This is a genomic window from Burkholderia sp. HI2761, from assembly GCF_002223355.1.
In the GTDB taxonomy this organism is placed as follows: domain Bacteria; phylum Pseudomonadota; class Gammaproteobacteria; order Burkholderiales; family Burkholderiaceae; genus Burkholderia.
In genome coordinates this window covers 1,845,586-1,859,666 of the sequence record NZ_NKFN01000004.1, presented here as the reverse complement: position 1 = coordinate 1,859,666, position 14,081 = coordinate 1,845,586, and the positions used below count along the sequence as shown (strand labels likewise).

Below are 14,081 nucleotides of genomic sequence, written 5' to 3'. Positions count from 1 at the left end.
TTTCCGCGCAGGCACCGATGCTGCTTCAAACCTCCTTCGAACCTTCAGGTCTTCAGACGATCGCGATCCAGTTCGCGCCGCGTCCGCCCGGCACGCGCGCGTGCAGCGACAGCGTGCCGTCGTCCGGCGCGATCGCATACACCGCCACGTGTTCCGACTGTTCGCCGCAGGCGACGAGCCAGCGTCCCGAGGGATCGATCGCGAACCCGCGCGGTTGCGTTTCGGTAGCCGTCGCGTGTGCGGGGGCGAACGACCCGTCTTCGTTGCGGCGATAGCCGAGCAACTGGCTCGACGTGCGCTCGCTGACGTACGCGAAACGCATGTCGGGCGTCAGGTGCAGATCGGCGGCCCACACGGACGGCTCGGTGGGGGCGGGCGGGCGCGCATGGCCTTGCGCGAGTTCGGCGACGGCCGGGTGGCGTGCGCTCACGTGCACATCGCCGAGCCGGCCGGTGGCGGTGTCGCGGGCGAAGGTCGCGAGCGTGGCCTGGAATTCGCCGACGACGACCAGCGTGCGGCCGTCATCCGCGAACCGCAGGTGACGCGGACCGAAACCGGCCGGCACGCGCGTTTCGCCGTGTTCGACCGCGCGCAGGCCGGCGGCGTCCTCGACGAGCGCGAAGCCGAACACGCGGTCGGAGCCGAGCGAACTGACGTACGCGAAACGGTTGTCCGGCGACACGATCACCGCGTGCGCGTTCGCGATGCCGCCCACGACTTGCAGCGGCGTGCCGTCGCCGTCGCGCACGCGCGCCGCGTCGTAGACGCTCAGCGAACTTGCGCCGTACGATGCGCCGAGCAGCCAGCGGCCGCTGCGGTCAAGCGACAGGTACGCATGGCTCGCGTCGATCGCGGTCGTGCCGATGCGTGCGAGCGCGCCCGCGGCGGCGACGACGCGGAATGCGACGATCGTCGGCTGCTCGCCGCGTGTCGCGACGTAGAGCCGCGTGCGGTCGGCCTGCACGGCGATCGGCATCGCGGCGTCGGCTGCGGGATAGCGGGCGAGCGGGGCGAGCGTGCCGTCGCCGGCGAGGGAGAACGTGGCGAGGTCGCCGTCGGCGGCATTCGAGACGACGACGGTCAGGCGGTCAGTGTTCGGCATGGCGGAGCATCGAGGCGTGCGTGAGGGATTCGTCGGCCGGCCGGCCACGCGGCGGATCGCTGCGCCGCTGCGTGCGCGCGAACAGCGCGGCGACCGCGGCGACGAGCGAAGCGATCGCGAGCGCATACAGCCCGCCCGTGATCGAACCCGTATGTTGCTTCAGATAGCCGAAGGCCGTCGGCGCGACGAAGCCACCGAGGTTGCCCACCGAGTTGATCAGCGCGATCACGGCCGCGGCCACGCGCGTGTCGAGATAGCCCTGCGGAATCGGCCAGAACAGCGACGCCGCCGCCTTGAAGCCGAGCGCGGCGAAGCAGATCGACGCGAACGACCACACCGGATTGGGCGACGTCGACGCGAACAGCCCGCACGCGGCGAGCACGAGCGCGACCGCGAGCCAGCGCTGCGGATGCTTCCACTTCGACGACAGCACCGCGAAGCCGTACATCGCGCCGATCGCGATCATCCACGGAATCGTGTTGTACAGGCCGACCTGGAAATCGGTGAGGCCGCCCATCTTGCGGATGATGGTCGGCAGCCAGAACGTGGCCGCGTAGATCGTCAGCTGGATCGAGAAGTACAGGAAGCAGAACAGCATGATCTGCGGATCGCGCAGCAGCGTGGTGGCGCGCACCGGCACGTTCGAGCGGACGTCGCGCGTCGCGCGCTCGTCGTCGAGCGCGTTCTGGAGGGCCGTGCGTTCTTCGGGCGTGAGCCACGTCGCGTCGCGGATATGCGATTTCAGCAGCAGCCAGCTGGCGCCGCACAGTGCGACCGAGAACATCCCTTCGATCAGGAACATCCATTGCCAGCCTTCGAGGCCGAAGCCCCGGATCGACAGCAATGCGCCGGTGACGGGCCCGGACAGCACCGACGCGAACGCGGAGCCGCCGAGGAAGATCGCCATCGCCTTGCCGCGCTCCTGCGGCGGCAGCCATTGCGACAGGTACAGCACGACGCCGGGGAAGAAGCCGGCCTCGGCCGCGCCGAGCAGGAAGCGCAGCGCGTAGAACGACGTGTCGTTCCACACGAACGCCATCGCGGCCGCGACGATGCCCCACGTCGCCATGATTCGCGCGAGCCATACGCGCGCGCCGTAGCGCTGCATCAGCAGGTTCGACGGCACTTCGAACAGCGCATAGCCGACGAAGAACAGCCCGGCGCCGAGCCCATACGCGGCCGCGCCGATACCGATCGACGCTTCGAGATGGCGATCGACGAAGCCGACGTTCACGCGGTCGATGTAGTTCGCGATGAACATGATCAGCACGAGCGGCAGCACGTGCCACTTCACTTTCGAGACGGCGGACGCGAGCGGGTCGCGGCCGGGCAGGGCGGACGAGGGCGGGTTCAAGGGTGTCTCCGGTCGGGCGGCGGCGGACGGGGCGGCAGCCCGCGTCGGCGTCTGGGTGGCGATCTATGTAGTATGTCGTCGTATGACATGGTACGCCGGAGCGTCATGGATGACGTCGCGGGTTTACCCGGAAATGTCCCAAATAATGACGAAGGTTGCGAGATGAATGCGCTGTTTGTCACGTCTGATGACGTATGACAAGGGAAGGCCTTCGGTGCGGTGCGCGTCGTGTCGCGGAGCCGTGTCGCATATGAAGCGGCAGAAGCACGGCGCGATCGTGATGAACGACACGCACGTGACCCGCAAGCCGTTTGCAGGGCAGGGCAACTACGCTCTATTAAAGGACGTGCTTGCGGTTGCGGCAAAATACCCGGCGTGCGAACCCGCCGTGCGCGGCATTCGTGAGAACGGCATCGACAGGGATGTGCCGACGCAGACCTATGTCCGGCAGACAGCCGCCAACTACGGGATGACGGAGGAACCGATCATCGCGCCGATCGCGTCGAACATCGCGCTCGCGAAGCTGCCGCCCGACGACGATGGCGCGCAGGCGGCGCGGATTCCCGCATGCGACGACGCGAACGCGGCGACGGGCGCGCCGCTCGCCGCTCGCCGCGACCCGCGAACCTCGGCGATTTCATGTCTTGAAGATGGAGCAACGGATCATGCAGGACAACCAGTACGCGCGGCATGTGTTCGCGTTCAACGGCGACGCGGACGGCCTGTGCGCCCTTCAGCAACTGCGGCTCGCGGAGCGCGTGCACGGCACGCTCGTGACCGGCGTGAAGCGCGACATCAGGCTGCTCGAGCGTATCGACGTGGGCGCAGGCGACATCGTCACCGTACTCGACGTGTCGCACGACCAGAACCGCGACGCGTGCGCGCGGCTGCTGCGCGACGGCGCGACGGTCCGTTACTTCGACCATCACTTTGCAGGCGAGCTGCCGGATCACCCGCGCTTCGACGCGCATATCGACATGGCAGCCGACGTCTGCACGAGTGCGATCGTCGACCGCTATCTCGGCGGCCGGTACGTGCGCTGGGCGATCGTCGCGGCATTCGGCGACGAACTGCCGGCGCTCGGCGATGCGCTGGCGCGCGAGCACGGCGTCGACGAAGCGGAGCGTGGCGTGCTCGCGGAACTCGGGCGCTATCTGAACTACAACGCATACGGCGAGTGCGTCGGCGATCTGCATTTCGATCCGGCGGCGCTCGCGGACGCCATGCTGCCGTGCATCGATCCGCTCGATTTCGTGCGCGAGACGGCCGTGTTCGCCGCGTTGCGCGACGGCTACCGCGACGACATGGCGCGTGCATGCGCGCTCGCGCCGGTGCGCGAGGTGCCGGGCGCGACGCTGGTCCGGATGCCCGATCATCCATGGGCGCGGCGCGCGACCGGCATGCTCGCGAACGAGCGGGTGCGCAATGCGCCGCATGCGGCGCTCGCGGTGCTGTCGCCGCGAGCGGGCGGCGGGCTCGTCGTCAGCGTACGCGTGCCCGACGGCCGGCCGATCGGCGCGGACGAGTTCTGCCGCGGCTTCGCGACCGGCGGCGGGCGCAAGCGCGCGGGCGGCATCAACCATCTGCCGGAAGCCGAGTTCGACGCGTTTGCCGAGCGCTTCGAGGCCGCATTCCGGCTCGATTGATGCGACGCATCGTGTGACTGGATCAGCCGGTCGCACCGGGGCACGGTGGGCCCGTCGGGCCGACGCGGCGTGACTCGATGCGTTCGGCGTTGCGTCGGCGGTGGGCGGTGGGCACGAACCGGTCGACGTACCCACCCAGAGAAATATCCCGTGCGTGCCATCGTCTGGCAGTGCGACTTCCATCGGATTGAAGCGGATCGTGCGGTCGCACGCGGTGTCGCCGTGGCGTGCTGGCTGCGACGGCCGGCGTCGACACCGTGCAGCGCAGCCGCGACAATACGCGTCTCTTTTGCTTTCGCCATCGAGGTGCCCGTGCCCGCTCAGCCGTCCGTTGCCCCCGCAATCGTCTGGTTCCGCGACGATCTGCGCGTGACCGATCAGCCCGCGCTGACGCGCGCGGTCGCATCCGGCCGGCCGCTCGTCTGCGTCTTCGTCGACGACACGGGAGCCGACGCCGGGCCCGCGCTCGGCGGTGCGGCGCGCTGGTGGCTGCACGGGTCGCTGGCAGGGCTCGACACCGCGCTCGCGCGGCATGGCGGGCGCCTGCTGCTGTTGCGCGGCGACGCGCAGCGCGAGATCGAGCGCGTCGTCGGCGACACGGGCGCGGCGGCCGTGTACTGGAACCGTCGCTATGCGCAGCCGCAGCGTGACGCCGACGCGGCGCTGAAGGCGTCGCTCAAGGCGCGCGACGTGACGGTGGAGAGCAGCAACGGCAGCCTGCTGAACGAGCCGTGGGAAGTGCTGACGGGCAGCGGCGGCCCGTATCAGGTGTTCACCGCGTACTGGCGCGCGGCGCGGCGCGATCGCACGATCGCCGCGCCGCTGCCGGCCCCCGAGCGGATCGCGTTTCATCCATGGCCGAAGGCCGTGCGCGACCGCGCGCTGGCGCTCGACGCGCTCGCGTTGCGTCCGCATGCACCGGACTGGGCCGGCGGCCTGCGCGATGCGTGGCCGGCACCCGACGAAGCCGGCGCGCACGTGCAACTCGACACGTTCCTGACGACATCGCTCGCCGGTTATGCGCAAGCGCGCGACCGGCCCGACGGCGCGACGACGAGCCGGTTGTCGCCGTTCCTGCGCTTCGGCAACGTGTCGCCGCGACAGGTGTGGCATGCGGTGCAAGGCGCCGCGAGTGCGGGCGGCGCGGCATACGCGGCGCACGCCGACAAATTCCTGAGCGAGCTCGGCTGGCGCGAATTCAGCTACATGCTGCTGTATCACTTCCCGGCGCTCGCGACCGACAACTTCCGCGCGCAATTCGATGCGATGCCGTGGCGCGACGATCCTGCCGCGTTACGTGCGTGGCAGCGCGGGCGGACCGGCTACCCGCTCGTCGATGCGGGTATGCGTGAGTTGTGGACGACCGGCTGGATGCACAACCGCGTGCGGATGGTCGTCGCATCGTTCCTGATCAAGCATTTGCTGATCGACTGGCGCGCGGGCGAAGCATGGTTCCGCGACACGCTGGTCGACGCCGATCCCGCGAACAACGCGGCGAGTTGGCAATGGGTGGCCGGCTGCGGCGCCGACGCCGCGCCGTATTTCCGCATCTTCAATCCGGTCGCGCAGGGGCAGAAGTTCGACCCGGACGGCGCGTACGTGCGGCGCTGGGTGCCCGAGCTCGCCGGCCTCGACGATGCGTCGATCCATGCGCCCTGGGAAGCGTCGCCGCTGGCGCTCGAGGCGGCCGGTGTACGGCTGGGCGTCGACTACCCGGCGCCGCTCGTCGAGCACGCAGCCGCGCGCGCCCGGGCGCTCGATGCGCTGGCCGCGTTGCCGAAGCGCCGCTGACCGACCGCTCCGGTTTACCGCATCAATTGCAGAACGCGACGTGCTCGAGCAGCGCGTACGCGACGCCCGAATCGAAGTAGGCCGCGCCGCACCACGCGACGAACGCGAGCATGCCGGCGGCCAGCGCCGCGCGCATCATGCCCATGCCGCGTTGCCCGATGCCGGGCGCGCGACACGCGCGTCGTCGATCGGCAGGTGCAGCAGCGCCGCGAGCACGCCGAGCGCGATCGAACCGATCCACAGCGGCAGGTACGAATGCGTCGCGTCGTACACGATCGCACCGAGCCACACGCCGAAGAAGCTGCCGAGCTGGTGCCCGAAGAACACGAAGCCGAACAGCGTCGCGATGTAGCGCACGCCGAACACCTGCGAGATCACGCCGTTCGTCAGCGGCACCGTGCCGAGCCACGTGAACCCCATCACGGCCGCGAACAGATAGACGCTCGCGGGCGACAGCGGCACGGCGACGAACGCGGCCATCGCGAAGGCGCGCACGAGGTACAGCACCGACAGCACGTACTTGCGCCGCAGCAGCCCGCCGAGCTGCCCGCACGCGTAGGTGCCGGCCACGTTGGTCAGCGCGATCAGCGCGAGCGCGACGCTTGCGTGGCGCGCCGGCAGCCCGTGGTCGAGCAGGTATGCGGGCAGATGCGTCGCGATGAACGCGAGCTGGAAGCCGCACGCGAAGAAGCCCGCGTTCAGCAGCCAGAAGCCGCGATGCGCGAACGCCTCTCGCACGGCTTCGCCGATCGACTGATCGGGGCCGGCGGCGGCACCGGACGCTTGCGCGGGCCGGTCGCGCAGCAGCACGGCGAGCGGCGCGAGCAGTGCGGCGACGAGCGCCAGCGCGATGAACGCGTGCCGCCAGCCGATGCCGCCGATCAGTTCCTGCGCGACGGGCACCATGCAGAACTGGCCGAGCCCGCCGATCGCGCCGGCGACACCGAGCGCCCAGCCGCGCCGCTCGGACGGGAACAGGCGGCTCAGTGCGCCGTAGATCGACGCGAACGCCGAGCCCGACAGCGCGACGCCGATCACGAGCCCGGCGCCGACCGTGAACAGGCCGGTCGTGGCCGCATGCGCCATCGTGACGAGCCCGGCCGCGTACAGCAGCATGCCGGCGACGATCACGCGCACCGAGCCGAAGCGGTCGGCCACCATCCCGGTGAATGGCTGGGCGACGCCCCAGATCAGGTTCTGCAACGCCAGTGCGAGCCCGAACGCTTCGCGCGACCAGCCGTGGTCGAGCGAGACGGGCGCGAGGAACAGGCCCTGCACATGGCGGATGCCGAGCGCGGCGCCCATGATCAGGCCGCCTGCCAGCATGGGCAGCCATCGGCGCCGGACTTCCTGCTCGATCGGGGTCATGCGTGTCTCCGGATGAAGGCGCGCGGCGAAACGGCCGCGCTCGATCCGATTAGACGAGCGCGGCCGCCGTCGCTCAAGCGATCATTCGGTCAGGTTGGCATGCGTAACGGGAATGCGAAGGGGGCGGCGGTTGCCTGCGGTCACGTGCATCCGCACCGCCGGCTCAGGCCGACGTCGTATCGTGCGCGTGCATCGCCGCATCGCATTCGGCCGCTTCGGCGAGCATCCAGTCGCGCACGTCGGCGACTTCGCGGCGCGGGGCCGGATCGTGCTGGAACAGCCAGTAGCCGTACGTTTCCGACAGCGTCTGCGTCTGCGGCCCGAGCACCGCGAGCCGGCCGTCGGCGAGCATCGGCGCGACGAGCGCGAGCCGGCCGAGCGCGATGCCCTGGCCTGCGATCGCGGCCTGGATCACCTGGTCGTACTGGTTGAAGCGCAACACGCCTTTCGGGCGGGCGTCGCCGAGCCCGGCCGCGTGCAGGTGCGCGTGCCACTGCAGTTGCGGTTGCGGCGGCCCGTCGAATTCGAGCAATACGTGATCGGCGATCGCCGCCGCGCTTGCGACCGGCCGCGCGGCGAGCGCGGGATGCGCGACCGGCACGACGATCTCGTCGAACAGGCGCAGCGCACCGGCCGGCGCACGCTCGCGCGGGCAGTAGCGGATGCCGAGGTCGATGCCTTCGGCGCGCAAATCGAGTACCTTGTCGTTCGCGGCGACGCGCAGGTCGATCCCGGGCAGCCGCGCCTGCAACCGCCCGAGCCGCGGCAGCAGCCACAGCGCGGTCACGCCGATGCTGGCGGTGATCGTCACGGGCTGGCGCTCGCGCCCGGCGGCGAGCGACGCGACGGTGTCCCGCAGGCTGTGCAGCGCCGCATCGGCGACGCGGAACAGCCGCTCGCCTTCCGGCGTGAACGCGATCATCCGGTAGCCGCGCTGCAGCAACGTCACGCCGAGATGCGCTTCGAGCGCGTGGATCTGGCGGCTGACCGCCGACTGCGTGACGCACAAGTCCTGCGCGGCGAGCGTGATGCTCATGCGGCGGCCGGCGGCGACGAAACCGCGGATGAGATCCAGCGACGGGAGACGGACGAGTGGCGTTGACATGCGTGTGACTCATGCGAACGGAGCAGCAAGATTGGTTGAGAACGCGGCACGCGTCAAGTTCAATGGAGGCGGGTTGATCGCGGAGGAGTGGGCCGAGTAAGCGCTGAAGCGTTCACCGGACCGAGCGTGAAGCAGGGGACCTCGGTAAGCGCTCGAGCGCCCACTGGGGGCGACAGCGATGCATGGGATTCCGATAAGCGCTAAAGCGCTAACCGGGTTCGACAGCGATGCACGGGACCCCAGTAAGCGCTAAAGCGCTAACCGGGTTCGACAGCGATGCATGGAACCCCAACAAGCGCTAAAGCGCCAACTGGGGTCGACAGCTATGCATGGGACCCCAGTAAGCGCTAAAGCGCTAACTGGGGTCGACAGGAGACACGATGACGATTTCGAACGAGGAAAGCGGAGCGGCGCAGGGCAGTCGCGCGGCGGACGCATTGCCGCCCGAGCCCGTGACGCTGCGCGCGGCCGACGGCTACGCATTGCGCGGCCATGTCTGGCGCCATCGCGGCGGCGGCGCCACGCGGCCCGTGACGGTCGTCAACTGCGCGACGTCGGTGCGCTGCGACTACTACTTTCGTTTCGCGGCCTGGCTGTTCGCACAGGGACGCGACGTGCTTGTCTACGACTATCGCGGCATCGGCGGGTCGCGCCCGGCGCAGCTCGCGAAGCTGCGCGCGACCTGGCTCGACTGGGGGCGGCTCGATTGCGAGGCCGCGCTGCAATACGCCCGCGACGCGTTTCCAGGCCAGCCGCTCGATGTGGTCGCGCACAGCATCGGGGGTTGCGTGCTCGGCCTCGCGGCATCGAACGTGCACGTGCGGCATGTGGTGACCGTCGGCGCGCAGTATGCGTACTGGCGCGATTACCTGCCGGCCGAGCGACGCCGCATGTGGTGGAAATGGCATGTCGCGATGCCCGCGCTCGCCGCCGTGTTCGGCTACGTGCCCGCGAAGCGGCTCGGCTGGATGGAGGACACGCCGCGCGGGATCGCGCTGTCGTGGGCGCGTTCGCAGCCGCGTTTCGAGGATGGCTACATCGGCCGCGTGCTCGACGACGGCGCGGCGAGCCGCGCCGCGTTGCCGGCACGCTTCGCGGGGTTGTCGGCGCCGATGCTCGCGATCGGCCTCGACGACGACGCGTTCGGCACGGTCGATGCGATCGAGCGGCTGGTCGGCTATTACACGGGCAGCAACGTCACGCATCTGCGGATCGCGCCGGCCGACATCGGCGTCGATGCGATCGGCCATTTCGCGTTTTTCCACAGCCGCTTCACCGACACGCTGTGGCCCGTCGCGCTGTACTGGCTGCAACACGGCGTGCTGTCGGCCGATGCGTCGGGCGCCGTGCATGCGCTGCACCCGGCGTCGCGCGGACGGGTGACGGGGGGCAGTGTGCCGGGCATGGCCGCGAACGGATGACCCGGCGTCCACGAACGCAACGCGCCATCCCGGTTTGCATCCCGATCCAGCGGCAGCGGCAGCGGCCGCAGGCCGGCGCGATCGATTAACATCGGACGTTTCGTTTTACGGCCCAGCTGCCGCGCGTCGATGTCCATTCCGTCCGATTCCGCTTCTCCCGTCGCAACGCCGCGCGCGTGGCGCGTGCATGCACTCGACGTGCCGCCCACCGCGGCGCGTACCGGCGTGCGGATCGCGCGCGTCGATTTCGACTGGCGCGTGCCGCTCGCGTCGCCCGCGTATGCGGCGCTGAGCGATGACGAGCGCGCACGCGCCGCGCGCTTCCTGCGGCACGAGGATGCGGTCCGCAGTGCGGCGACGCGCGCCGCGCTGCGCGACATGCTCGGCGCGGCGCTCGGCATCGCCCCGCACGCGGTCGCGATCGTCGTCGACGCATCGGGGCGGCCGTCGCTGGACCGCGCGCATCGCGCGTCGCTCGACTTCAACGTGTCGCATGCGGGCGATCATGCGTTGCTCGCCTGGGCGCCGGCGGGTCGCGTCGGCGTCGATATCGAGGGCTGCAACCGCGCGACCGACTGGCGCGCGCTGACGCGCGAAGTGTGCGCACCCGACGAGCTCGCGTATCTCGACGGTCTGCCGCCCGGCGCCCGCGAGGGTGAATTCATGCGGGTGTGGTCCGCGAAGGAGGCGCTGCTCAAGGCGCTTGGCACCGGCATCGTCGGCGGGTTGCGCGCGTTCGCGGTCGTGCCGCCGCGCGACGCGGCGACGCCCGCGACGACGATCGTCGAGCCGGCCGCGCCTGCCGCCGGCGTCGCGGCGCTCGACGCAGCGTGGCTCGACGCGGCGCCCGGCTACGCGGCGTGCGTCGCGTGGACGCGCGCGTAGGCCCGTGCCGACGCGCGGCGCTTACTCGAGCGGCGCGTCGCTCGGCGCCGCGTAGCGCGCCTTGATCACGTCGCTCATCGGGAAGTCGAACGCCAGCCCCTTCGGCGGCACCGGCTTCATGAACCATTTGTCGTACAGCGCGTTGATCTCGCCGCTTTTCATCAGTTGCACGAGCACGCCGTCGACGAGCGCCTTGAACTGCGGGTCGTCCTTGCGCAGCATGAACCCGTAGGCTTCCGACGATTGCGGCGTGCCGACGATCCGCCAGTCGGCCGGTTTCGCGGCGAGCTGGCGCACGCCCGCGAGCAGCACGTCGTCCATCATGTACGCGGCCGCGCGGCCCGATTCGAGCGTGAGGCGTCCTTCGCCGTAGTCCTTCGCGCTGATGATCTGCATGTTCATCTTCTTTTCCTCGTTCATCTTGCGCAGCAGGCGTTCGGACGTCGTGCCCTGGTTCGTCACGACCGTCTTGCCGGCGAGATCGGGGAAGTCGCGGATGCCCGAGTTCGTGCGCGTGAGCAGGCGCGTCGTCGCGACGAAGAAGGTGGTCGAGAACGCGACCTGCGCATGGCGCGCGGCGAGATTGGTCGTCACGCCGCATTCGAGATCGACGGTGCCGTTCTGCACGAGCGGAATGCGGTTCTGCGACGTGACCGGAATGAAGCGCACCTGCAGGTCGGGCTTGCCGGTGCGCGCCTTCACCGCGGCGATCACGCGGTCGCACAGGTCCTGCGAGAAGCCGATGACCCAGCCGCCCGCATCGACGTACGAAAACGGCACCGACGTCTCGCGATGGCCGATCGAAATCAGATTGGCCTGCCGGATCTTCTCGAGGGTGCCGGACAACGGCTCGGCGGCGAAGGACGCGCCGCACGCAAGCGCGCACGCGGCGACGAGCAGGGGGCGGCCGACGCGGGCGGCGAATCGTGACGGGAAGGGCATGGCGGTCTCCGAGGCGAATGGTGATCCGTATGTTGACAAAGACAAAATAATTGCAACATATGTTAATACCCGGGCCTGTCGGGCAAGTCCGGCGGGCCATGACGGACATAGGGAAACTCCCGAGTCGAAATCGGCGAAAAACGGGTTGTCTAGACAAGTTGACGTGGCTACACTTCAATCCATTCCGAACTTGTCTAGACAGGATTGCTCACATGATTACGTTGACCCCCGGCCACCTGACCCTCCCGCAACTGCGCCAGATCGCTCGCGAATCCGTGCAACTGAAGCTCGACCCGGCGAGCTTCGCGAAGATCGACGCGGGCGCGAAGGCCGTCGCCGACATCGCCGCGAAGGGTGAGCCGGCCTACGGCATCAACACGGGCTTCGGCCGCCTGGCGAGCACCCACATCCCGCACGACCAGCTCGAACTGCTGCAGAAGAATCTGGTGCTGTCGCACGCGGTCGGCGTCGGCCAGCCGATGGAGCGTTCGTCGGTGCGCCTGCTGATGGCGCTGAAGCTGTCGAGCCTCGGCCGCGGCCACTCGGGCATCCGCCGTGAAGTGATGGATGCGCTGATCACGCTGTTCAACGCCGACGTGCTGCCGCTGATCCCGGTGAAGGGCTCGGTCGGCGCATCGGGCGACCTCGCGCCGCTCGCGCACATGTCGGCCGTGCTGCTCGGCGTCGGCGAAGTGTTCATCCGCGGCGAGCGCGCGAGCGCGCTCGACGGTCTGCGCGTCGCGGGCCTCGCGCCGCTGACGCTGCAGGCGAAGGAAGGCCTCGCGCTGCTGAACGGCACGCAGGCGTCGACCGCGCTGGCGCTCGACAACATGTTCGCGATCGAAGACCTGTACCGCACCGCGCTCGTCGCGGGCGCGCTGTCGGTCGACGCGGCAGCCGGTTCGGTGAAGCCGTTCGACGCACGCATCCACGAATTGCGCGGCCATCAAGGCCAGATCGACGCGGCCGCGTCGTACCGCGAACTGCTCGAAGGCTCGCCGATCAACCAGTCGCACCGCGACTGCGACAAGGTGCAGGACCCGTACAGCCTGCGCTGCCAGCCGCAGGTGATGGGCGCGTGCCTGGACCAGATGCGCCATGCGGCCGACGTGCTGCTGATCGAGGCGAACGCCGTGTCGGACAACCCGCTGATCTTCCCGGATACCGGCGAAGTGCTGTCGGGCGGCAACTTCCACGCGGAACCCGTCGCGTTCGCAGCCGACAACCTCGCGCTCGCCGCGGCGGAAATCGGCGCGCTGGCCGAACGCCGCATCGCGCTGCTGATCGACGCGACGCTGTCGGGCCTGCCCCCGTTCCTCGTGCGGGACGGCGGCGTGAACTCGGGCTTCATGATCGCGCACGTGACGGCGGCCGCCCTCGCGTCGGAAAACAAGACGCTCGCGCACCCGGCGTCGGTCGACTCGCTGCCGACTTCCGCGAACCAGGAAGACCACGTGTCGATGGCGACGTTCGCCGCGCGCAAGCTCGCCGATATCGCGGACAACACGAAGCACATCCTCGCGATCGAACTGCTGGCCGCCGCCCAGGGCGTCGACCTGCGCGCGCCGTACCACACGAGCCCGAAGCTGGCGCCCGTGATGGAAACGATCCGCGCCAAGGTCGAGCATTACGAACTCGACCACTACTTCGCGCCGGACATCGCGGCGATCGCGAAGCTGGTCGGCGAGCGTGCGTTCGCGAAGCTCAGCCCGTTCTCGTTCGCATCGGAACAGTAAGCCCATGAGCGCGCCGGTCTACCAGGAGATCAAGGATTTCATCCTGGCCCGCATCCACGCAGGCGAGTGGGAGGAGGGCGACCAGGTGCCGTCCGAGAACGAGCTGGCGCGCGAGTTCAAGGTGGCGCGCATGACCGTCAACCGCGCGCTGCGCGAGTTGACGGCCGAGCAGGTGCTCACGCGCATGAAGGGCGCCGGCACCTACGTCGCGCGGCCGAAGTACGAGTCGACGCTGGTGGCGATCCGCAGCATCTCGGAGGAGGTCGACGCGCGCGGGCATGCGTATCGCGCCAGCGTGCTCGGCCTCGAGACGATCCGCGCCGACGAGGCGCTCGCCGACGAGATGCAGGTGGCCGTGCGCGCGAAGCTGTTTCATTCGCAGGTGTTGCACTTCGAGAACGACGAGCCGGTGCAGCTCGAAGAACGATGGGTGAATCCGGCGGTCGCGCCGGATTACGCCGAGCAGGATTTCACGAACACGACGCCGAACCTGTACCTGATGCGCGCGGCGCCGCTGCAGCGGGTCGAGTACCGGATCGAAGCGGCGGCCCCGGCGCCGGAGCGGCGCGAGCAGCTGCGGATGGATGACGTCGAGCCGTGTCTGGTTTTACATCGGCGCACCTGGTCGCAGGGCGTCGTCGCCTCGGTGGCGAATCTGTGGCATCCCGGCAGCCGTTATCGCTTCACCGGGCATTTCTGATTCCTTATTGATATTCACTTTCCTTCGGGAG

The 14,081-nt window shown here is 69.4% G+C and carries 12 protein-coding genes; 6 read left to right on the top strand and 6 right to left on the bottom strand.

What is annotated here, in order from left to right; genetic code table 11:
- Positions 1 to 52: 52 nt before the first annotated feature.
- On the bottom strand, positions 53 to 1,102 hold the full coding sequence (locus CFB46_RS15500; RefSeq protein ID WP_089500340.1) for a lactonase family protein: 1,050 nt from the start codon (positions 1,100 to 1,102) through the stop codon (positions 53 to 55).
- Positions 1,089 to 2,456 carry an MFS transporter gene (locus tag CFB46_RS15495; RefSeq protein WP_027784922.1) on the bottom strand — a complete coding sequence of 456 codons (1,368 nt, stop codon included), beginning with the start codon at positions 2,454 to 2,456 and terminating at the stop codon, positions 1,089 to 1,091. Before CFB46_RS15495 ends, CFB46_RS15500 begins: the two co-directional genes overlap by 14 nt.
- Before the next feature lie 665 nt (positions 2,457 to 3,121).
- Between CFB46_RS15495 and CFB46_RS15485 the strand changes: the two genes are divergently transcribed.
- Positions 3,122 to 4,102 carry an acetyltransferase gene (locus tag CFB46_RS15485; RefSeq protein WP_089500440.1) on the top strand — a complete coding sequence of 327 codons (981 nt, stop codon included), beginning with the start codon at positions 3,122 to 3,124 and terminating at the stop codon, positions 4,100 to 4,102.
- Between the two features lie 312 nt (positions 4,103 to 4,414).
- Positions 4,415 to 5,893, top strand: coding sequence for a cryptochrome/photolyase family protein (locus CFB46_RS15480; RefSeq protein ID WP_089500439.1), 1,479 nt, complete (start codon positions 4,415 to 4,417; stop codon positions 5,891 to 5,893).
- 22 nt (positions 5,894 to 5,915) lie between these two features.
- On the opposite strand, the gene CFB46_RS36440 is transcribed toward CFB46_RS15480, so the two are convergent.
- From CFB46_RS36440 to CFB46_RS15470, 3 genes are all read right to left on the bottom strand, one after another.
- Positions 5,916 to 6,038, bottom strand: a complete 123-nt coding sequence (locus CFB46_RS36440) for a hypothetical protein (RefSeq protein WP_256980661.1) — start codon at positions 6,036 to 6,038, stop codon at positions 5,916 to 5,918.
- Positions 6,029 to 7,261: an MFS transporter gene (locus tag CFB46_RS15475; protein ID WP_089500339.1), complete on the bottom strand. Its 1,233-nt coding sequence runs from the start codon at positions 7,259 to 7,261 to the stop codon at positions 6,029 to 6,031. The genes CFB46_RS36440 and CFB46_RS15475 overlap by 10 nt, the downstream gene beginning before the upstream one ends.
- Positions 7,262 to 7,424: 163 nt before the next feature.
- The gene (locus CFB46_RS15470; RefSeq protein WP_089500338.1) at positions 7,425 to 8,366 is read right to left on the bottom strand and encodes a LysR substrate-binding domain-containing protein; all 942 of its coding nucleotides are present in this window, start codon (positions 8,364 to 8,366) and stop codon (positions 7,425 to 7,427) included.
- Positions 8,367 to 8,746: 380 nt separating this feature from the next.
- Between CFB46_RS15470 and CFB46_RS15465 the strand changes: the two genes are divergently transcribed.
- A complete protein-coding gene (locus tag CFB46_RS15465; RefSeq protein ID WP_089500337.1) occupies positions 8,747 to 9,787 on the top strand; it encodes an alpha/beta hydrolase family protein in 1,041 nt (346 codons plus the stop codon).
- 129 nt (positions 9,788 to 9,916) lie between these two features.
- Positions 9,917 to 10,672, top strand: coding sequence for a 4'-phosphopantetheinyl transferase family protein (locus CFB46_RS15460; protein WP_089500336.1), 756 nt, complete (start codon positions 9,917 to 9,919; stop codon positions 10,670 to 10,672).
- A 21-nt stretch (positions 10,673 to 10,693) separates the two neighbouring features.
- On the opposite strand, the gene CFB46_RS15455 is transcribed toward CFB46_RS15460, so the two are convergent.
- The gene (locus tag CFB46_RS15455) at positions 10,694 to 11,614 is read right to left on the bottom strand and encodes a glutamate/aspartate ABC transporter substrate-binding protein (RefSeq protein WP_089500335.1); all 921 of its coding nucleotides are present in this window, start codon (positions 11,612 to 11,614) and stop codon (positions 10,694 to 10,696) included.
- A gap of 212 nt (positions 11,615 to 11,826) precedes the next feature.
- On the opposite strand from CFB46_RS15455, the gene hutH reads away from it, so the two are divergent.
- Both hutH and hutC read left to right on the top strand, forming a co-directional pair.
- Positions 11,827 to 13,350 carry a histidine ammonia-lyase gene (gene hutH, locus CFB46_RS15450; protein WP_027784913.1) on the top strand — a complete coding sequence of 508 codons (1,524 nt, stop codon included), beginning with the start codon at positions 11,827 to 11,829 and terminating at the stop codon, positions 13,348 to 13,350.
- A gap of 4 nt (positions 13,351 to 13,354) precedes the next feature.
- Positions 13,355 to 14,050 carry a histidine utilization repressor gene (gene hutC, locus CFB46_RS15445; RefSeq protein WP_027784912.1) on the top strand — a complete coding sequence of 232 codons (696 nt, stop codon included), beginning with the start codon at positions 13,355 to 13,357 and terminating at the stop codon, positions 14,048 to 14,050.
- Positions 14,051 to 14,081 lie beyond the last annotated feature (31 nt).

Bases quoted from the DNA above. Each gene is read 5' to 3' on its own strand.
- CFB46_RS15500 (WP_089500340.1), bottom strand. From the start codon at position 1,102: ATGCCGAACACTGACCGCCTGACCGTCGTCGTCTCGAATGCCGCCGAC.
- hutH (WP_027784913.1), top strand. From the start codon at position 11,827: ATGATTACGTTGACCCCCGGCCACCTGACCCTCCCGCAACTGCGCCAG.
- CFB46_RS15455 (WP_089500335.1), bottom strand. From the start codon at position 11,614: ATGCCCTTCCCGTCACGATTCGCCGCCCGCGTCGGCCGCCCCCTGCTC.
- CFB46_RS15465 (WP_089500337.1), top strand. From the start codon at position 8,747: ATGACGATTTCGAACGAGGAAAGCGGAGCGGCGCAGGGCAGTCGCGCG.
- CFB46_RS36440 (WP_256980661.1), bottom strand. From the start codon at position 6,038: ATGGGCATGATGCGCGCGGCGCTGGCCGCCGGCATGCTCGCGTTCGTC.
- CFB46_RS15475 (WP_089500339.1), bottom strand. From the start codon at position 7,261: ATGACCCCGATCGAGCAGGAAGTCCGGCGCCGATGGCTGCCCATGCTG.
- hutC (WP_027784912.1), top strand. From the start codon at position 13,355: ATGAGCGCGCCGGTCTACCAGGAGATCAAGGATTTCATCCTGGCCCGC.
- CFB46_RS15485 (WP_089500440.1), top strand. From the start codon at position 3,122: ATGCAGGACAACCAGTACGCGCGGCATGTGTTCGCGTTCAACGGCGAC.
- CFB46_RS15460 (WP_089500336.1), top strand. From the start codon at position 9,917: ATGTCCATTCCGTCCGATTCCGCTTCTCCCGTCGCAACGCCGCGCGCG.
- CFB46_RS15470 (WP_089500338.1), bottom strand. From the start codon at position 8,366: ATGTCAACGCCACTCGTCCGTCTCCCGTCGCTGGATCTCATCCGCGGT.